This is a genomic window from Psychrobacillus sp. FSL H8-0483, from assembly GCF_038637725.1.
In the GTDB taxonomy this organism is placed as follows: Bacteria; Bacillota; Bacilli; order Bacillales_A; family Planococcaceae; genus Psychrobacillus.
Window position 1 is genome coordinate 910,817 of record NZ_CP152052.1, and the last position, 20,448, is coordinate 931,264.

Below are 20,448 nucleotides of genomic sequence, written 5' to 3' on the forward strand. Positions count from 1 at the left end.
AGTGTCCGTCTGGAACAGAAATAATACATTGGAAAAGGGACCATCTCTCAGTCACAATGTGACTGAGAGATGGTCCCTTCATTTATTTTAAAGTTTAAATCTTAATACGATTTGTTGAAGCTCTTGTGCGACTTGACTAGTTTCAGTTGAGCGGGTAGCAACTTCGTCGATGGACGCAGTAGTTTCTTCGGTCACTGCTGAAATGGATGTTGTTACTTCTTCAATTTCGTGTATAGATTCAGTTAATTGATTAATCAATTTCACAACCTCTTTGGAATTTTCCGCTTCCATTGTTGTCATGTTAGAGATCATCGAAATTTCTTCCACTGTCTGAGCAACTGCGGCTGAAATGTCGCTTAGTGATTGAGATGTTTCTTGAACGGTAACAGAACCTGTTTCAATCAGTTTTGTGCTCTCTTCTGTAGAAGAAACGACTAGTTGAATACTTTCTGTAATATCTTTGACGATCATTTCGACTTGATTGACTTCTACATTTGATTGCTCCGCTAGTTTTCGAACCTCTTCAGCAACAACAGCAAATCCTTTCCCTTGTTCACCTGCACGAGCAGCCTCTATGGATGCGTTTAAGGCAAGTAAATTCGTTTGAGCTGCAATTGCTGCAATGGAGCCGGTAATATGCTGAATTTTAGTCGTTGCTTCATTTAAACGCTGAATGGTATCACCAGTTTCAATAGATGCACTACGAATTTTATCCATGTCACGACTAATTTCGCTTGCACGAGTTAGTCCTTCTTTAGCAGTCTGCATCGTCGTTTTGGAATTCATAACACTCGCATCTGCATTTTCTTTCGAATTTTGAAGACCTGCCGCCAGTGATTGTAAAATGGAAGAAGATCGCTCTGCAGTGATCGTGCCGTCTGATATAGATGCCACATTTTCACTCATATTCGTAGCTACCTGATGGATAGCATCTTTCATTTCATTTAAAGAAGCCGACGTTTCCTCCGCATTTCGAGACAATTGAAGAGAAGTCGTTTGTATAGTTCCAATAATATTCCGTAAGTTACCAGAGAGACTGTTCAGCGTTTGGCTTAAGTCACCGATCTCATCCTTACTCGTAAAGTTCGTATCTTTTACAGCAAGATTGCCATTTGCGATTTCACCAGCATAGGTAATGAGTGCGGAAAGCGGTTTAGTTTTTCTTCTAATTAATAAAAAGGTAACGAATGAAGCAAGAATCAATGGAATTACACTTACAAGTAATCCTTTACTTACAACATCCCAAGTTCGATCTGCCACAATAGAGGCATCAAAATCAATAACACTAATAGCGATAATTTTCCCATTAGGATCGTGGTTTTCAAAAATAGGTGCATAACCAGAAAGACGCTTCATGCCAGCGAATTCATAACTTTCTGTGTATGTAGGATGTCCCATTTCTGTAAGCATTTTAACGGCTTCTTCATCTGTATAAAATTGATCGCCAGCCTTATAACCTAGCTCTTTTAAATTATCATCGAGTGCTAATAATTTTCCATCCAGATCAATAATATATTGGGTTTCAAAAATATCTTTATGTGCAGTTGTCCAGTTTAACTGCTTACCAACGGCATCAATGGTCGCAGTATCACCAGCGATTATTTGTTTAATATCATTTGGTGCTATCAGACCAGTTGTAATATTTGCACAGCCATATGCTTCTATCCCTGCAGCCTTATACAATTCGTCATAGGCTGTTTTATATGTAGCAACAGAAGTAATTAACAGCATAACTACGATTATCCCAACAATAATCGCTCCCAAATGAATTGTTAGTGTGTTTTTTAATTTCACTTTCTATTTCTCCCCTGTTCTTTAATCCATTAAATAATTATGTATTCACCTATTTATACCATAAAAGCGGGAAGAAAAGATATGCAATATATGTACATTTAATTAATATGACATGTAAGATTTTAATGCATTTTAATAAAAAAATCCATTATTTTAACGTTATTATGATATAATTTGCTAATTGCTTATAGTATTAAATGAATAGAGGTTTGGAAAGTGTATAAGAAATTAGTCGTTGTTTTTCTGTTAGTGATAGCTAGTTCAATATTATTAATGGACGAAACTGTTTCAGCAGAGGAGACACAAAGTCAGGAACGCATTCAATTATTAAAAAGAGAAGTTGCTTATGGAAAACTCTCAGAAGGCGAGTTTTATCCTTTAGCGGGATTATTGAAAGGTATGGAGTATAACTTAGTAGGAGAGACAGAAGAGTATTTTGTATTACCGTTCGGAAATGGAGAGATGTATGTACAGAAAGACAATGCAATAAAAGTAGGAAAAGCAAATTATTCGGTAGAGTCTTATATTACTAATATTGTCACGAAATCTGAAGTATCTGTTTATAATCAGTCAAAACCAGGTGGAAAAGTAATCGGTAAAATAAAAAAAGGTATTCGTGTCCCAATTAAAGAAGCAGAAGCTGGCTTTTATCAAGTACAATTTGGTGGGCAAATAGGGTACATTTATAGAAAGAGTACAGAAGAAGATACTGGAATTCCTATATTAATGTATCATCATTTGGCCAATGAAAAATTGGGTACAATATATGAAGGTAATTTATCTGTTTTGGAAACAAATAAATTTAGAGAACAAATGAGATATTTGAAACAAAATGGTTGGAGAACAGTAGATTTACATGTATTTGAAGAGTGGATAAAAGGAAAAGCAACACTCCCGGATAAAGTGTTTTTAATTACATTCGATGATGGTTATTTATCAAATGTGGAATATGCATATCTTTATTTAAAGCGATTAGATTTTAAAGCAATCAGCTTTCTGATTAGTAGTAAAGTGCCCGAGCAAAGTGAAGCGTTTGATTTATGGAAATATCAATATATCGGTGCTAATGACATAATGAGAACGGACGATGTTTTTAATTATCAATTGCATACTCATGATTTTCATCGATTTAATAGTAAAACGAATAAAAGTTACTTAGAATCTGAATCTACTTTTGCGATAAGTAATGATCTAAATACAGGCTCCACTTTATTAACTTCCTTGCAAAACGCAGAGAATGAAATACTTTCTCTTGCATATCCGTATGGAAAAACATCCGATAAGGCATTAGCTGCTATGGAGGAAAATAACATTCGTTTAGGATTTACGATACGAGAAGGAACTGTAAAAATGTTTGACGACCCTCTTCGCATCAATCGTATTCGAATACATTCTCAACATACATTAGAGGATTTCGCAAAAAAATTAACGAACAGCTATAACGAATCTGAAATAGCTTCAACTAAATGATAAGCCCAATCTGTTAATGAGATTAATGTAATCATTTTGTTACACAACTGTAAAGTCACGGCTGTTTTGTTCGTGTTAGTATAGGTATAGAGAAATTTTCAGAAATTAGTTATATGAATTTTTCAATACGTGTCTTTTGGAGGAACAAGTTTTGACTTCTTTGTTTAAAAAAATCATTACTATCTTTAGTTTAACTGTAGTTTTAGCAGCGGGAACATTTGCAGGAAATACAGAAGCAGCAAGCTCTGTAGCATCAACTCAAATCGTATCAAGTGCGAAAAGTCTAATAGGAATTGAATATCGTTATGGTGGAACAACAAAGGCAGGATTTGATTGCTCAGGTTTCCTCAATTACATTTACAGGATAAATGGTGTTTCATTGCCAAGAACAGCAGCAGGAATGTATAGCACAGGGGAAACAGTAAAAAAAGCGGATTTAGCCGTGGGAGACTTAGTTTTCTTCAATACATCAGGTAAAGGCGTATCTCACGCTGGTATGTACATAGGTAGTGGAAAGTTCATTCATGCTTCTACATCAAAAGGTGTTCGAGTTGATAAATTAAATGACCCTTATTATTGGGGGAACAAATACGTAGGTGCTAAGAAAGTGGCATCTGTATATGTAGCAAAAAAATAATGATCCATACAACCGTTTCAGTGGAAAAGCTGAAACGGTTTTTTTGTTGTTTAGCACACGTGTTGATTAACCAAAAGTACCCAGTAAATTGCTTATTAAAATGGTGATAACAACCTAGGCACTCTACGTATAGGTGCTTTTGCAGTGCTTGGAACTGAACGAGTTCTACACCATTAACTGGATTTCTTGATGCGACAAAGTTGCATCCCTCCAAATTTTACGATAATCGTGTGGTAGTCGTTCATTCGTCACACTCCATAACTACTTGTAAAAGAAGTGCCAAAGATTTTGGAAAGGAAAGAATAGCCACAATGTCGATCACTTTCTCCAAGTGTTTCTACCTCTTGGCTACAGTACTTTTCTGGCGTTCTTGAAAATGGACATCAAGTGCAGTCCAGTGCATTGCAATGCAATTCTGTGCTGCACTTATCAGTTTTTCCGGATCGTCATCCATAATGCGATTTGTAGTATGATGGCGTCTTGAAAAATGGTTGGGTTATATCCAGTCAACTCGCGTATTTTATTTAGACGATATGTAAGTGTGTGTCGGTGAATTGCTAATGTATCTGCACATATTGCATGTTGTTGATTGACATTAAAATATGCTTGTAGTGTGCTAACGAGCTTGTCATCTAAATTGGATAGAACTCGATGTGTAAAATGTTTTGCTTCTGGAGATTCTCCCTTTTTGAACAATGAAAAAATTTCTGCCTCTTTGAAATGAATAATTGGCTTATGTCGGTCACCAAATTGTAGAGCAATTTTCGCGGTTTGGTAAGCGTGATGCACCTGATCAAGAGAATGTACAATCTGTCCAATCCCTATAGGAAGTGCATTATATTTCTTTAATTTTTCCGCTAGCAACGCAACTTTCCGGTTAAAAACTTTTTCGTCTAGGTCAGAAGTAAGAATAAAATGTTCGTTTAATTGATAATGTCCAATTAAAATAGAATCGCTATGAAAAAACTGCTCGATTCCTTGAAAAATATTTTGGTATGATTTTGATTCTGGGCTAATTTCAATCATTATTGCATGGAATGGGGGTTTATTTAGAAAACCTATTTTATTTATTCGTTCGAAAATGACTTTTTGAATCGGTTGTCCACTCATTAATTCTTCAAATACCATCTCTTGCATTTTTCGTTTCCATTCTCGTTCGGAAACAATTAGCGCCTGGTGGACCATCATTTCGGTTGTAAGCTGGACAAGTGTTGCAATTTCTTCGATTTCTTCTGGATTTCCTGTGATTCCAATGACCCCGACTAATTCCTCTTGAAAAAATATAGGTAAATTAATACCTGGCTTCGTCCTAGGAAATAAGTGTTTATTATCCTCTGTAATCCACAAAGGCTTTTTCGTTTGGGCAACGTTAACTGCCCCTTCATGAATGCTATCTACACGTAGTTGATCCCCTGAAGCAAGAATCATTCCATTCGTTTGAATAACGTTAATATTTCGGTGAAGCCTCAGCGTCGTCTGTTCAACAATTTGTTGGGCAAGTTGTTTTGTAATCATAGAACCTCCGATAAGTATAAAATACCACCTGTTATAATACAGAAAACTTATACAATAAGTATAATGTAAATAAAAATTATTAACACTATAATTTTATGTAAGCGCTTAACAAAAAGGGGGAGAACCTATGAAAATCGTTGTTAGTCCTGATTCTTTCAAAGGTTCATTAACAGCAACAGAGGCTGCACAAGAAATGGTAGCTGCAATGAATGAAATTAACCCAATGATCGAAACTGTACTACTTCCTGTAGCAGATGGTGGAGAAGGAACACTTGAACCTCTGATTATTGCAACAAATGGGCATACCGTTCATCTCGAAGTACAAGATCCACTTGGCCGACCAATTCGAGTGGAATATGGTGTGCTCGGAGACGGAAAAACTTGCGTCATTGAAATGGCGAGAGCATCTGGCTTAACGCTTTTAGAGGAGCATGAAAAAAATCCACTGGAAGCCTCTACTTATGGAACTGGGGAGCTCATCCGTCATGCACTAGATAGTGGGTACAGAAAATTTGTTGTAGGAATTGGTGGTAGTGCGACAAATGATGGTGGTACCGGAATGTTACAGGCTTTGGGTATGAAGTTTCGAAATAGAGACGGAGAAGCATTACCACAAGGACCGCAATCATTAAGAGATTTGTATGAAATAGATGTAACTACCTTTGATAAACGAATAGAGGAATGTCATTTTATCATCGCTTGTGACGTGGATAATCCTTTTATCGGTCCAAATGGAGCAACAGCTATTTTTGGCCCTCAAAAAGGCGTGACACCTGATTTAGTAGAGACGCTAGATCAAAACTTATTGCATCTCGCCAATAATATTGAACGTCTGACTGGCATCACGCTTCATAATCGAGCTGGAGCAGGTGCAGCAGGGGGACTCGGCGGTGCATTTCTTGCATTTTTCCCAGTTGAATTAAAACCTGGTATAGAGGTTGTCATGGAAGCTATTAACTTTCATAAACAAATAGAGGGTGCTGATTTCATCATTACAGGCGAAGGGAAAACAGATAATCAAACACTTTCTGGTAAGGCGCCTATTGGCATTGCGAATGCTGCAAAAAAGAAAGGTATTCCTGTAATATTAATTTCTGGTTTTATTGAAGAAGAGAGTTTTTCGGAACTATCTACTTATTTTTATAAACTAGCTAGTGTAGCAGATAGCGAGATTTCAAAAGAAGAATCGATTCGAAATGCTGCTTTTTATTTACGATTGAGAACAAAAGAAACAATGCAGTTAATAATAGAAAAAGGGGTGTGAGAAAATGTTGTTTTTAGTCATTTTATTAGGCGTTATTTTTGTGGTTGTAGCAACTGCCGTGTTCAAACTTCATCCATTTTTAGCTCTTTTAATTAGTGCGTTTTTTGTGGGTATTGCTTCAGGTATGCCACTACTTACGGTCGTAGAAAATGTAAACGCTGGTTTTGGCGGGCTGATGACGAGTATTGGTATTGTCATTGTTGCAGGTACGATTATCGGAGTTATTTTAGAAAAGTCTGGTGCAGCATATCGTATGGCAGAAGTGGTGCTTCGGGTTTTAGGGGAGAAACGTCCACAACTAGCAATGTCTATTATAGGGTATATTGTGTCGATACCCGTATTTTGTGACTCTGGGTACATTATTTTATCTAGCTTGAAAAAATCATTAGCTAAGCGTGCGAAAGTAAAAGTTGCATCGATGGCCATTGCGTTATCCACAGGCTTATATGCAACCCATACGCTAGTACCACCAACACCAGGGCCGATTGCAGCTGCTGGTAACATAGGTGCAACAGATTATTTAGGAACCATTATATTAGTTGGTTTATTTGTCGCAATTCCAGCGGTAATTGTTGGTTATCTATGGGCAATAAAAGTAGGTACAACAATTGAAGTACAAGCAGATGAGGAAGAAGCGCTAGATTATGAAGAAGTAATTAAGTCATTTGGTAAAATGCCATCTACATTTAAATCATTTCTTCCGATCGTATTGCCAATTGTATTAATCGGTATAGGTTCGGTAGCGGCATTGACAGGTAGCGAAACAGGCTTTACGCAATTCCTACGATTTTTAGGGGCACCGACAGTAGCATTATTATTTGGAGTGTTTGCTTCATTCCTACTGTTACCGGAAATTAGTGAAAAGACTTTATCGGGATGGATTGGCGAAAGCTTAAAAGAAGCGGCTCCTATTCTATTAATCACAGGTGCTGGTGGATCATTTGGTACAGTTATTAAAAACTCTGGTGTAGCAGACTTATTGCAGCAAATGGATTTAGGTGCTCTTGCAAACGGAGCTTGGTTCTTATTAGTACCTTTCTTAATCGCAGCAGCATTGAAAACAGCTCAAGGATCTTCTACAGCAGCACTAGTCATAACTTCCTCATTAATTGCACCAATGCTACCAACTATAGGTGTCGAAGGTGCATTACCGTTAGCGCTAGTTGTGATGGCAGTTGGGGCAGGTGCTATGACGGTGAGTCACGTAAATGACAGCTACTTCTGGGTCGTGACGCAGTTCAGCGGTATGAAAGTAACGGATGCTTACAAAGCACAAACAATGGCAACATTGTTACAAGGTGTGACAACCATTATTGTGACCATGATTCTTTGGTTCATTTTCGTTTAAATAAATATGAGTACAAAAAACGTCTCAAGTGAATGAATATCACTCGAGACGTTTTTATTATTTATTGAATCGTTACGGTTTTTTCGCCAATTTTATTTCCTTCAGCATCATATGCAATAAATGTACCTTCTGTGAAAAGGGTAAGGTCCGTAATTTCGTGTATTTCTTTTTCAAGTGCATAATAATTTTGTCCTCTATAAATGAGTTCGTAGTCAATTTTACCATCTAGTGATGTAAATTGAACGATCACTCTAGCAACTTCCCCACAATTTTCACTTATAAACGTGTTCATGTAAAAGCTTGTTCTAGTAGACTTAATAGTAGCTGATCGGAATCCTTGATCATAATAGGAACAACTTGGGATGTTGGTTTCACATGAAATTTCGTCTAGAATTGCTTGATAAGCAGCAGCAATATCAGTACTTTCTGCAACATGATAATAACTACCACCTGTACTATTTGCTATTTGTTCCAGTAGTTCTTCGTTCAAAAACTTTTTATCTCCAAGTCCGATTGTATATACAGTAATATTACGGTCTCTAGCCTCTTGAATTAATGAAACAATCTTACTTGTACTAGACTTCCCGTCAGTTAGTAAAATAGCTATTTTGGGTGTGTTGTTCGTTGAAAAAGAATCAAATGCCTTATCAAGTCCATCTGCAATATTGGTTCCACCAGCTTGTCTAACTTGGTTAAAAGTAGAACTAATAAAGGAAGGAGATCCTTTTCCAAGAAGGTAACCTTTTGAATCAAAATGTGCACCAACATTTGTCGGAGCATTAAGTATAGATATTAATTCCTGTGATTTAGAAACGCGAAGTCGGCTTGGATCGCTTCGTTTCATACTTCCAGACGAGTCTATAATAAATCCAACCTCAAAGTCTCTAGGGCAGCTGTAATCTGCATAAAGCGGACGGTCACCATTTATCTCGTGACTATGAAATTTATTTAAAATGGAAGTAAGTTCGCTTGTGTATCTTGCATCTCCTTGTGAAATTTTAGCACTAAGGGAAGAATCCCCCCATGGATAAGATTTAATAGAGGTTCTAGCAACTCCATTTACAAAACTTACTTCATTATTTGAAAAAGAAAGCTGAGCAGAGTCGAAGCGAACCTTTCCATTATAATCTGTTATGATTTGACCACCTGGTCGAACAATAGATGCTTTAACAGAGATCGACTCCTTATTAAAAACTTCATGTTCAATACGAAGCTCTGCTTGTGGATCATAACTTATTTTCACAGAAACAGGATTTTTATAGCAGGCCATATTTACTCCAGTGCTGTTAGTGTCACTAATCTTAAATGAAATTGTATCATTGAGTGATTTTGTTGATTTTAATGCGGTTATTTGTGCTGATATATCAGGACCGTCTGTGTATAGAGTAGTCGAGCTAGACCATTTCCCACCTTGTTCACCTGTAATAGTTGCTCCTAATTTAGAAGTAACAACAAAAGGAATAGATTTATCATATGAAATAGTGTTTCCATAGCAATCTTTTAAAATGAGTGTAATGAAAGATGAATCTACTCCGTTTGCAATTAATGTCGGATGCTGTATGTCCATATCTGCTAGGCGAGAATCATACGTTGGAGAAACGGGTTTTTTATCAGGTTCTTTATCAGAGGGACCTGGAAAAACAATTGTACCTGTATCTGGAAAATCAGTAGGTTTATCTATCGCTACATTATCACTTCCAAAAATGGTACCACTTATACCTGATATCTTAAATGTCCGTCGATTAGCAAGTCTATTTAGAAAAACAGTTGCATCTGCTCTAGTTAATGCTTTAGCTGGATTGAAATCTTCATAGGTTTTCTTTCCACTTGAACCACTAGAAAGATTTTGACTGTAAAAATACTGTACCGCATAGGGTTCTGTCAGATTCAGACCATCTGCTGCTGCGATGATTCGAGCAAACTGCCCTCTTGTAACTGCTTTATCTCTTTTTTTTGTGTTTGTATAACCATTTACAGGCATATTCTTACTTTTGAAGTATCGATAATATCCAGCGGAGGTAGGCTCGCCGGGCTTTGTTATATAAGAACCAGTTGCCTTATAGGAAGTATCGAATTTAGAAAGTACGGATACTAACTGAGATTCAGTTATTGCTTTAGTAGGTCCGAATGTTCCATCAGGGTAACCTTTCATGATCCCTTTTTTATTGGCCCATACAATCGAAGAATAGGCCCAATAATCCTTATTAATGTCTTTATAGAGATTAGCAGCATTTACTTGTAGCGTAATACTAGGAATAAAAAAAAGTAAAGTCATCATAAGAAGTAGTATTGATTGCATTTTCAATTTTTTCATCTAATCTTTCCTTTCTATTAATCAAGGGCTATGTTTTATAACGAAAATCCGCGAGACTCCTGCAGTTTAACGGACTGCCAAGACCCCCAAGCGGGATTCTGGGAACAAATCCTACATTCGCCACATCCATGTGGTAACGGATTTTCGTGCCTAACAAAATGAATGTTTAACAGAGCCTAATCAAAAAAGAGCATATCATCTCGATAATTTTGTTTTAAATCATTTTCTAGAAAGTTTAAAAATCGAGCAATCATTGCAGCAGATTGTGCTCTAGTTAAAGATTGATTTGGATTAAATCGATTCTTCTCATCTCCATTAATTAAGCCAAGCTCCGTTGCTACATAGACACTTTCCTTTCCGTATGCTGGTATCTTTTTATCATCTGCAAAATTAGTTTTGAATCCAGGACTTGGTGCGCGCCCTTCCAAACCTAAAGCACGAACTAAAATAGCTACAGCTTGAGCTCTCGTAATAGGTTGATTTGGTGCAAATTTACTTGGGTTTACTCCATTAATAATGCCTTTCTCAACGGCGCTCTCAATATATAAATAATCAGGAGCTTTAGGATCTAAATCAGAAAAAATTGCTTTAGTAGGAGGCTTTTTATTTTTAGGTTGTTCTAGAACACGAAGATCCACAGCCTTTAATACTCCTGTTGTAAATTGGTATCTATTCATTGGTGTATTTGGGGAGAAAAATGAACTTGATTCATCAAAAATACCGAGAGAATACAGCTTTTCGATATCATCTTTTGCCCAGTGGTTAGATAAATCGCGAAATTTAGGGACAATTAGTCGTTCAATTGTTGGAACTTTTTCTTGATTTAGATTAATAGTACCTTTTTTATTACTTGCAATTTTTGCATATGGAATATCATATGTATATTCCGAAATCATATTGCTTGAGTTAATAACGGTATGTCCACCAACAAAACTAGATAGAGAAGGAGGATGTGGTTCATATTGAAGTATTTTCGATTTACTGTCCGAAACTTTGCTCGTGATAAATGCATTTCCTAGACGTGTGTTTATTTCGTAATCCATGACTTGTGTTTCAGTAGCACCCCAAAAGTTTTTATATCCTACATCTCTTCCATTAATAAATACGGTAATGGTCTCTTTATTTGTTGAACTTCCTGTTCCTTTGGAAGTTTTAAGATAAATTTTACGACCGACTATATTACCTGAGTAGTAATCTGTTGCAGGTCGATTATCAATGACAGAAGCCTGAGAAAATTGAAAATCATCTAATGTATAGGTATCTGTACCGATTGTCACTTTTTCAGAAAAACTTTTGACAGAAGTATTGGAGGTAGTTTGACCTTTATCTTCAAAAGCTTCTAAAGTAGAGACATATACAATACTTCTAGTTAATTTATCTCCTAATGCATTGGAGAGATTAAATTTATAAGTTGTCGTTATTAGGTTTTTATTTTCTTTTTCTGTAATGGTCGCTTTTCCAGAGAATTTAACAGGTGCTCCAGATAAGAAGATTACTTCTTCATATGTATATTCATTTAATACACCTCCATTAAAGTCAGGTGCTTTTGCATTTGTTGTTTCATTGAATAAAACAAGTGATAAGATAACTGCTGTAAAATAAATAGATAGTTTCTTAATAAATGTGTTCATGTTTATATTATTTCCCTCTTTTCATGTCAAAGTTGAAGTGGCATGTAAACATAGATGCTCACATGCCACTTTCTACTTAATTGACTAAAATGATACGTCCTTTTACAACAGACTCATGAATGATGAATAGTCGATCATTTGGTTCTAATTCATCAATGGTTATTACTTTTCCATCTTTAATAATTGTAGCTTGTTCAACATTCATACTATAAATTTTGCCTGCTTCTTTCCAAATACCTTGGTACCAGTGGCTTACGTTTTGTACTCGAAGTGTTGTTCCGTGCGCTGCATATTCCAGGCGTCCTACGGAAACTAGTTGAGCGATATTAGTCGAAGTACCAACAATATGAGCGGCAACAATTTGGTTGTCTTGAACGTAGAAGTAGCCATATTGGCCAATTCTTTCATCCATTTCATTTCTAGGGACTACGGATATTGTTGAACGTCTGAAATCTTCCACCACGTTCGTATCATCACTCATAGTAAGTCTTGTAATTGGAGCAGTAGTCCAATAGTTGTTTGATAGTTTCTTCGCATTATTAATGGTAATATTGTATGTCCCAGCGGAGCTAATTTTTCCATAATAAACGGCGTGTTCTGCTAAATTCGGGCTTTGGAATCCATCATTTGTCACATGCACAATGTTTGCGTATTGGCTTGTATTCGTTCCATCTGTTACGACAAAGGCTGTTCCACTTGATTGAAGACTATAGGAGTCAACTAATCTTCCATTACGAATAATGATGGATCCGTCATGATATGGAACAATCCCAATATTTTTTAATCCAATTTTCTTGGTAGTCGTATTGATAGAAGTCATAGGCTCATAAAACGTTCGTTCATTCGTCCGCTTTATCACGATCTTTTGAATGATTTCTTTTCCGAATTGACTAACTGTTACATAGTAAACTTCATCATTGGCATAGTAGCGGAGCTGATCTTGTTCTATTTGTTTATTGCCAACAAAGATTGGTGTTTTGGTTGAATATGTTTTGGAAGAATTACCAACAGGTATTTGAGATTGCCACTTCCAATCGCGAAATACTTGTTCATCATTTACAATTAACTTGTTTTGAATCGGGTCAATTTGTTTAATAGTACCTTTATAAAGGTTTTCTATTATAGCACCTTGCGTAATTACTTCAACAGAAGTAAGAATATTAGAGTTATGTTCTTCTATCTTTAACTTCACTCGATCGCCCTCGTATAAAAGGCTTAGATCAACAAGATTAGTGTCTTTATAAAATTCCGTTTCATTATTTATATAGAAGGTTTTAGATATTCCATTATCAAGTCTGATAGAAATAAAAGTACCTTTTTTATCAATTTTATTAATTGTTCCAGCAATGGATTTTCCGATAGCATCTGTTTTTTCTTGAGATACATCAATGAAGCCGCGAAGTGCTTTCACCTTACGTAAATTGACATCAGCTTCCACTTTCATTCCTAACTTGAATGCATCTATTGTTGTCGATGTAGAATTAATGGAAAGGGAAGCGTATTTATCGATATTTAAAGAAATTGTTTTACCACTGTTATTTTGAATGGTAATTGTTTTTATTATTTTATCAACAGCCCCATTAGGTAAAGAAACATTTTCATAAGAGACGTCTACAAATGTTCCTTTTACAATAGTGGATGCATTTGCTTGAACCGGATAGAGGAAGTAACTATATAGTAGAATTATCATTGGGAGTATGAGCTTGTGTTTTTTGGACAATTTATTGCCTCCTTAAAATTTTTAGAATTTATATGTATACCTAATTTATCGGTAGAAAGTCTAATACTTTTATGGAAAAATGAGAATTTATGTAATTCAAATGAAACAGAATGATAATATGTAAGTTAATTTCATAAATAGTACTTTGTTGTTAAAATACAAACATTTATACTTAAGTTGATTGAAGCGACAGGCGGCGACTCCAGCGGGATGAATGAAACAGATAAGCCATCACAAACGACGCGTGAGCTGCGGTGATGGCTTATCGTTCACCCTGCGGAAAGCGTCCGCCTATAGCGGGAATAACTATACTTTATTTCGTTAAAATATATATTCCTTTAGTTTCCTTTTGTATTGTTCTTGTTTTTTTAAATTGGAATTATGAAATTGATTCATGTACTTAAAGTTTTTGAAATTAATTTTAAAAAGGTATTTCCAATTTTCTTAAAAGTAGTATAATTGCATATAATATATTGCACACAGAAACTAGTTGCAATTTAATAAATTTTATTGATAGGGGAAAATTACGACATGAGTAGTCTAAAAATTCAAATTACAAAAAATGAAAACAAGAAAGAAAAAGTACCAGCAGACCAACTTCTATTTGGTAGAACGTTTACTGACCATATGTTTATTGCAGATTATACAGATGGTGTAGGCTGGCATGATTATCGAATTGTCCCTTATCAGCCAATAACTTTAGATCCTTCTGCAACTATTTTTCATTATGGGCAAACAGTTTTTGAAGGCATGAAAGCTTATCTAGCAGAAGACGGTGTTGTCCGTTTATTCCGTCCAGAAGAAAATATGAAGCGTATGAACATTTCATGTGACAGACTGAGCATGCCAAAAATCGATGAAGATCATGCGATTGAAGCATTGAAGCAGTTAATTGAGGTTGATAAAGAATGGATTCCAGCTGAACCTGGTACATCTTTATATATTCGACCATTTATGATTGCAACCGAGGCTCATTTGGGGGTTTCCGCTGCTCTTACTTATAGTTTCATCATTATCATGTCACCTGTAGGTTCTTATTATAAAGAGGGTATTCACCCTGTTAAAATTCTTGTAGAAAATGAATATGTTCGTGCTGTTGCAGGGGGGACTGGTACTGCGAAAACTGCAGGAAACTATGCTTCCAGTTTAAAAGCACAGGAAGTGGCAGATCGTGAAGGGTACTCACAGGTACTTTGGTTAGATGGGATTGAACGAAAATATATTGAAGAAGTAGGTAGCATGAATGTATTCTTCAAAATTGATGGAGAAGTTGTAACTCCTTCTTTAAACGGTAGTATTTTAGACGGTATTACGCGTAAATCGATTATCCAACTATTAAAGCATTGGAATGTTCCAGTTACAGAGCGTAAAGTTTCCATGGAAGAAATTCGCGAAGCTTATCTGAATGGAAAGTTAGATGAGGCTTTTGGAACGGGAACGGCCGCTGTTATTTCTCCAATAGGCGAGCTTCGCTGGAAAGGCGAGTTATTTTATGTGAATAACGGCGAAACTGGTGAGCTTTCATCCAAATTATATGAAACATTAACAGGAATTCAAAAAGGTAATCTTTTAGATCCTTTTGGATGGGTTGTTGAATTATAAGAATAGAGTAAAGGTGTCGCTCCTTTCAAATTGGAGCGATCATTTTATGTCATTTAGCATTGAAACGGGGAGACGAACAATGAAACCACTTATTGGTATTTGTGCAAATTATTTAACTGATGATACTGTTGGATTAGCATCTGGAATAGGTGCTAAAAATCAAGAATGGCAACTGCTTGCAGACGATTATATTGTTGCAATAGAACGTGCAGGTGGAGTGCCGGTAATTTTACCTATTACGGAGGATTTAGAAACATTAACACCTCTTTTACAAAAGCTAGATGGAATATTATTTTCTGGAGGATCGGATATCGATCCAAATTACTATGGAGAATACCCTAGATTTGGACTTGGATTGATTGAACCAAAACGCGATAACCATGAAGTAAAGTTGGCGCAAAAGGTTTTATTGGAGACATCATTACCTGTACTTGGGATATGTCGTGGGATGCAGTTATTAACTGTTGCAACAGGAGGAACACTTTACCAAGACTTGCAAACTCAAAAACCTGAAGGAATGAATCATTCTGTCCATAAAGCAGTGAAGCATCATGCATTTCACTCAGTGAGTATTGAGAAAGAATCTCTACTCTATGAAATTTATCAATCGGAAGAGCTTGGGGTTAATAGTTTTCATCATCAGGCAGTAAAAGAGCTAGGGCAAGGTTTTAAAGTAACAATGATCGCTCCCGACGGAATTATAGAGGGGATGGAATGGGAAACAGGTAACCGTTTCGTCGTAGCAGTTCAATGGCATCCAGAAATGATGGAAGGCACAGTTTCAACCATTCGACCGCTTTTCCATGCTTTTGTAGAAGCATGTAATGTAGCTAATCTAAAGCTCTCCCTTATACCTAGTGAATAAACAATTGCCTAAAGAAAGAATCCTGTCTTATGTCAAGCTATACTGACTAAGAGAGGGTTTTTCTTCTTCCATGCGGAAATTCTCGCAATACGTACAATAGTCTTTCGTTTTTATTTCAGGATATCTTTCCATTATTGCTGGAAGCAATTGTGTATTAACAAAAGGGTGCTCTGGTTTTTTGTGCTGATAGTAATATTGAAAAGAGCTATAAGGATAATGTTCTATTTTATCAACGATAGGTCTTGTTGTATTTAGTGGATTTTGGTGAATATAGCTACTCACATTTAATAAACTCATAGGATCGGAAACCATGCTAGCGAAATAGCGCGTTTCATAAAGTTGTCCAAAATAGTTATACTTCCGCTTGAAATACTCTGAGTAGCGTTTGTTAATGAGTGCCATCACATCTGAAAGTGGCACTTCTGGTGAACGAATAAGCAGATGATAATGATTATTCATCATGCAGTAAGCAATGATAGTAAATGGATATTTCTTGAAAGTGAAGTGTAATGCACGAAAAAAGAGCTTAAAGTCCCCATCATTCAAAAATATATTCTGTCGATTATTTCCCCGCATCGTCACATGATAAAAAATCTCCGGTTGCCAAATTCTTCTCATTCTACCCATAGAAAATACACACCTCCAATGATTTGATTCCACCATATAACAAAAAAAATAGAACCGCAATTGTCACAATTTGCATTTTCCTGCAACAATTTAGTTCTTAACTATCAAAACGCTCCAAAAATAAATTGTGACACCTAAAAAGCCCTCAAAATAAAATTCTTAACCTAACCATTTTTTCATTTACGTTCCAAAATGATTGTTACAGTATTGTTACTGGTGCCTGGCACCAGTAACAATACTGTAACGATACCTTATTAAAATGAGCGTATTAAAATGTTCTAATGTTGTGTGATAAAATAGGAGGAAAGAGGAGGCTTCGGAATGACAAAACATGTCTTAATTATTGAAGATGAGGAAAATATTGCTCGTGTTCTACAATTGGAGTTAGAATTCGAAGGCTACGCGGTAGATATTGCATATACAGGGACAGATGGTCTGATTAAATATAGAGAACAACAGTGGGATTTAGTACTGCTAGATTTAATGTTGCCTGGTTTAAATGGCTTAGATGTACTAAGACGAATCCGTGCGACAGAATCGGATACACCTGTTATTTTGTTAACAGCTAAAAGTAATTTAGATGATAAAGTGACTGGTTTGGATTTAGGTGCAAATGATTATGTGACGAAGCCGTTTGAAATTGAAGAGCTGCTTGCCCGGGCTCGTTCAGCAATTCGGTTTACAAAATCCTCTCCATCTATTGCTATAAAAGTAGAGAATGTACATACTTTTCATTCACTCATGTTAAACGAACAAACTCGTGAAATCACAAATGATGGTGAGTCGATTAACCTAACTCCTCGTGAATATGATTTATTGCTTTACTTAATGAAGCATCCTACCCAAGTGCTAACAAGAGAGCAGCTATTAGATGCGGTATGGGGCTTTGATTATTATGGCGACACAAATGTTGTCGATGTTTACATAAGATATGTTCGAAAAAAATTGGAAGAGAATCAAAAGCCTTCTCATATTCAAACAGTACGTGGTGTTGGGTATGTACTGAAGGAGCAAAGGAATGAAGCTTAAAACAAAAATACACCTATTTTCTACTATCCTTACGTTAGTCATCATAAGCATGATGAATATTGGTGTATATTTTTTATTTGAAAAAATGGCTTTTGATACGGAATATAAACAACTTAACACAGATGTAGATGAGTTAATCACTGCATTAAGTAAAATGAAGGAGGAAGATGATGCGGCGACTATTTTACGCACATTTATTCCTACTACTGGTGGTATTCGAGTAATTGATAAATACGGAGAATCAGAATTGTTTGTACAAACGATAGACGGGGTGAATACTTATATACCAGAGCTTGAGGTAGGAGATAGGTATGCAATTGGAACATTCCAAGGGGCGCCTATTTTAACAATAAGTAAACCAGTCATTTGGCTGAATGGTGATATTGTAGAAGTTCAGACGATGAAAATACTATTGGATGTGGAAAAGAACTTAGACTTCTTACGCCTTATATTAGTTGGTGTGACGATAGCTGGAATGCTTCTCATGACTGCTTCTAGTGTAACGCTCGGTAATATTATCACTAGTCCCATTAAAAAATTAATTAATACAATGTCACAAAGTAGGCTGTCAGGGAATTATGAAAAAATAGCCGTCCGATCTAAAGGGAAAGACGAGATGGCACAAATGGGTTTTGCTTTTAATGAGATGATGGTGCAACTGGAGCAAAATTATAAAAAACAAGAGCAATTTGTATCGGATGCTTCACATGAATTAAAGACACCTCTAACTGTTATAGAGAGCTATGCAAAGCTACTCTCACGTCATGGCTTTGAGAACAAGGCGATTGCTGAAGAATCCGTACAAGTGATCATAAGCGAAACTGGTAGAATGAAAGAAATGATCTCTCAAATGTTGTTACTGGCAAAAGGGAATGGTTACAATGTGCATCATTTCCAAGCAATCGATGTATTTGATTTAGTAGAATCTACTTTGCAATCTATGCGAACTGCATATGATCGTAAGTTTTTACTAAAAGGGGAAGGGCCAATCTATGCAAATACGGATATTGAACAATTAAGACAATTACTTTTTATTATTTTAGATAATGCTCGAAAGTATAGTGAACAAGAAATCAAAACGTCCATTATAGCTGATGAAATGGGCACGACAATTTCTATTATGGATTTTGGAAATGGCATTTCGAAAAAAGATATAGAGTTTATCTTTGACCGATTTTATCGTGTAGATGAAGACCGAAATAGAAAAACAGGTGGAACAGGACTCGGTATGGCCATCGCAAAAGATATTGCCATGCGGCTGTCTGCACAATTGACGATAGAAAGTACAGTAGGCTTTGGAACGACTATTCATATTTTTATTCCAAATAGTCCAATTCTCAGCGATTTTTAATGTTTGTCCATTAAAATAGAATTGGAGGAGGGAAAGCGTGAATGAAATTTTTCAAAGTAAAAAGATTTCTATTGATGTTTGTAGTGATAACAGGTGCAGTAGGAATTTTACTTTTATTAAAGATCACACAAAATAGCCAACAGTTGATATCTGAAAATGAAGTCCGCTCCCAACTTGAGCATATGTATGACGCAGAAGTAGCAGGCGTTACGATGATGAATGATATGTACAAAGCGGTTATTACAAAAAGCGGAGCAGTTTATTTAGTAGAAATGAATGCTGTTACAGGTGAAATTTATTCGCTAGAGCAAACGGACACACTTATTATGGAAAAAGATAATAAAACAGCAGAATCCATAGATACTATCACGGAAGATACAATTCTAATTGTGGAAAAACCACTCATTGAAAATACAACACCTAAAGAAACGAATACAAATGTTGAAGAAGTGAAACTTCCGACACAAATAATTATTAGTAAAAAACCAAAAGATACTTCTAAACAGCCATCGGAAACAGTTATAGCTACTGAAAATGCTACTGAAAAAACTACTGTAAAATCAGTAAAGCCTCCAACTTCTAAAGCAGAAGAAAAAGCAAAAGAAGAAAAGGAAGAAAAACAGATTAAAGAAGTTATTAAAGATGCAATTAAAGATGTATTAACTTCTGATTCAAGTAAAACAGAAGAAGTAAAAACAGCAGCAACGAATAAAGAGGAATCGTCCCAAACTGAACTAGTGAAAGTAGAAGAATCATCTCAAGAGGTAGAACCACCAAAAGTCGCTTCAATAACAGTAGATAAAGAGGAAGTAATAGAAACAGTTCTTGAAATTAAACCGAATAAACCGGCAACCGTATTAATTTCGGAAGAAGAAGCGATTAAAACAGCACAACAGCAATATAAAGGAACTTTGGAAAGTAACTCATTTGTGAAAACAAATGAGGGCGGTTATTACTTAATTGTAATGAAAGCGGCACTACCTGAGAACCAATCCAAAGATAGTACCAAAGAAAGTATTAAAGAAAGTACCAAGGAAAGTACCAAGGAAAGTACCAAAGAAAAGACGAGCAAAGCAACAATTCAAGTTCACGCAATCTCTGGAAAAATACTTTCTGTCACATGGGAATAAAATTCTCATCAAATTCTAATAAAACTCTAGGTGTATTCTCATTTAACTCAATTACTATTAACTTAGTAAAAGAATAATTGTATTTATTGATAAGCAACCTAGAGTGGTAACTTCTAACAACAACGTTTAATTGGGGAATTTCGTTAGGGCA

General features: G+C 35.9%; 15 protein-coding genes. 9 read left to right on the forward strand and 6 right to left on the reverse strand.

What is annotated here, in order from left to right:
* Nucleotides 1-87 precede the first annotated feature (87 nt).
* A complete protein-coding gene (locus MHB48_RS04160; protein ID WP_342600295.1) occupies nucleotides 88-1,794 on the reverse strand; it encodes a HAMP domain-containing methyl-accepting chemotaxis protein in 1,707 nt (568 codons plus the stop codon).
* A gap of 216 nt (nucleotides 1,795-2,010) precedes the next feature.
* Here MHB48_RS04160 and MHB48_RS04165 point away from each other — a divergent pair, with 216 nt between their 5' ends.
* On the forward strand, nucleotides 2,011-3,264 hold the full coding sequence (locus MHB48_RS04165; protein ID WP_342600296.1) for a polysaccharide deacetylase family protein: 1,254 nt from the start codon (nucleotides 2,011-2,013) through the stop codon (nucleotides 3,262-3,264).
* 151 nt (nucleotides 3,265-3,415) lie between these two features.
* The gene (locus MHB48_RS04170; protein WP_342600297.1) at nucleotides 3,416-3,901 is read left to right on the forward strand and encodes a C40 family peptidase; all 486 of its coding nucleotides are present in this window, start codon (nucleotides 3,416-3,418) and stop codon (nucleotides 3,899-3,901) included.
* A gap of 429 nt (nucleotides 3,902-4,330) precedes the next feature.
* Here MHB48_RS04170 and MHB48_RS04175 read toward each other — a convergent pair whose 3' ends face one another.
* Nucleotides 4,331-5,416 (reverse strand): sugar diacid recognition domain-containing protein, encoded by a 1,086-nt coding sequence (locus MHB48_RS04175; RefSeq protein ID WP_342600298.1) that lies wholly within the window; start codon nucleotides 5,414-5,416, stop codon nucleotides 4,331-4,333.
* A gap of 127 nt (nucleotides 5,417-5,543) precedes the next feature.
* On the opposite strand from MHB48_RS04175, the gene MHB48_RS04180 reads away from it, so the two are divergent.
* Together MHB48_RS04180 and MHB48_RS04185 are read left to right on the forward strand one after the other, a co-directional pair.
* Nucleotides 5,544-6,680 carry a glycerate kinase gene (locus MHB48_RS04180; protein ID WP_342600299.1) on the forward strand — a complete coding sequence of 379 codons (1,137 nt, stop codon included), beginning with the start codon at nucleotides 5,544-5,546 and terminating at the stop codon, nucleotides 6,678-6,680.
* 4 nt (nucleotides 6,681-6,684) lie between these two features.
* Nucleotides 6,685-8,028 (forward strand): GntP family permease, encoded by a 1,344-nt coding sequence (locus MHB48_RS04185; RefSeq protein WP_342600300.1) that lies wholly within the window; start codon nucleotides 6,685-6,687, stop codon nucleotides 8,026-8,028.
* A gap of 61 nt (nucleotides 8,029-8,089) precedes the next feature.
* On the opposite strand, the gene MHB48_RS04190 is transcribed toward MHB48_RS04185, so the two are convergent.
* The 3 genes from MHB48_RS04190 to MHB48_RS04200 all read right to left on the reverse strand — a co-directional run bounded on the left by MHB48_RS04190 (nucleotide 8,090) and on the right by MHB48_RS04200 (nucleotide 13,693).
* Nucleotides 8,090-10,342 carry an S-layer homology domain-containing protein gene (locus MHB48_RS04190; protein WP_342600301.1) on the reverse strand — a complete coding sequence of 751 codons (2,253 nt, stop codon included), beginning with the start codon at nucleotides 10,340-10,342 and terminating at the stop codon, nucleotides 8,090-8,092.
* 176 nt (nucleotides 10,343-10,518) lie between these two features.
* Complete coding sequence (locus tag MHB48_RS04195) at nucleotides 10,519-11,973, reverse strand: S-layer homology domain-containing protein (RefSeq protein ID WP_342600302.1); 1,455 nt, start codon at nucleotides 11,971-11,973, stop codon at nucleotides 10,519-10,521.
* A gap of 76 nt (nucleotides 11,974-12,049) precedes the next feature.
* Complete coding sequence (locus MHB48_RS04200; RefSeq protein WP_342600303.1) at nucleotides 12,050-13,693, reverse strand: hypothetical protein; 1,644 nt, start codon at nucleotides 13,691-13,693, stop codon at nucleotides 12,050-12,052.
* Nucleotides 13,694-14,224: 531 nt separating this feature from the next.
* Between MHB48_RS04200 and MHB48_RS04205 the strand changes: the two genes are divergently transcribed.
* Together MHB48_RS04205 and MHB48_RS04210 are read left to right on the forward strand one after the other, a co-directional pair.
* Nucleotides 14,225-15,295, forward strand: coding sequence for a branched-chain amino acid aminotransferase (locus MHB48_RS04205; protein ID WP_342600304.1), 1,071 nt, complete (start codon nucleotides 14,225-14,227; stop codon nucleotides 15,293-15,295).
* Nucleotides 15,296-15,341: 46 nt separating this feature from the next.
* On the forward strand, nucleotides 15,342-16,160 hold the full coding sequence (locus tag MHB48_RS04210) for a gamma-glutamyl-gamma-aminobutyrate hydrolase family protein (protein ID WP_342600305.1): 819 nt from the start codon (nucleotides 15,342-15,344) through the stop codon (nucleotides 16,158-16,160).
* Nucleotides 16,161-16,187: 27 nt separating this feature from the next.
* Here MHB48_RS04210 and MHB48_RS04215 read toward each other — a convergent pair whose 3' ends face one another.
* Complete coding sequence (locus MHB48_RS04215) at nucleotides 16,188-16,787, reverse strand: transposase (RefSeq protein ID WP_342600306.1); 600 nt, start codon at nucleotides 16,785-16,787, stop codon at nucleotides 16,188-16,190.
* 321 nt (nucleotides 16,788-17,108) lie between these two features.
* On the opposite strand from MHB48_RS04215, the gene MHB48_RS04220 reads away from it, so the two are divergent.
* From MHB48_RS04220 to MHB48_RS04230, 3 genes are read left to right on the forward strand one after another with little or no spacing between them, the layout of a single operon-like run.
* Nucleotides 17,109-17,816: a response regulator transcription factor gene (locus MHB48_RS04220; protein ID WP_342600307.1), complete on the forward strand. Its 708-nt coding sequence runs from the start codon at nucleotides 17,109-17,111 to the stop codon at nucleotides 17,814-17,816.
* Complete coding sequence (locus MHB48_RS04225) at nucleotides 17,806-19,167, forward strand: HAMP domain-containing sensor histidine kinase (protein ID WP_342600308.1); 1,362 nt, start codon at nucleotides 17,806-17,808, stop codon at nucleotides 19,165-19,167. The genes MHB48_RS04220 and MHB48_RS04225 overlap by 11 nt, the downstream gene beginning before the upstream one ends.
* Before the next feature lie 41 nt (nucleotides 19,168-19,208).
* Nucleotides 19,209-20,297 carry a hypothetical protein gene (locus MHB48_RS04230; protein WP_342600309.1) on the forward strand — a complete coding sequence of 363 codons (1,089 nt, stop codon included), beginning with the start codon at nucleotides 19,209-19,211 and terminating at the stop codon, nucleotides 20,295-20,297.
* The last annotated feature ends 151 nt before the right edge of the window (nucleotides 20,298-20,448 follow it).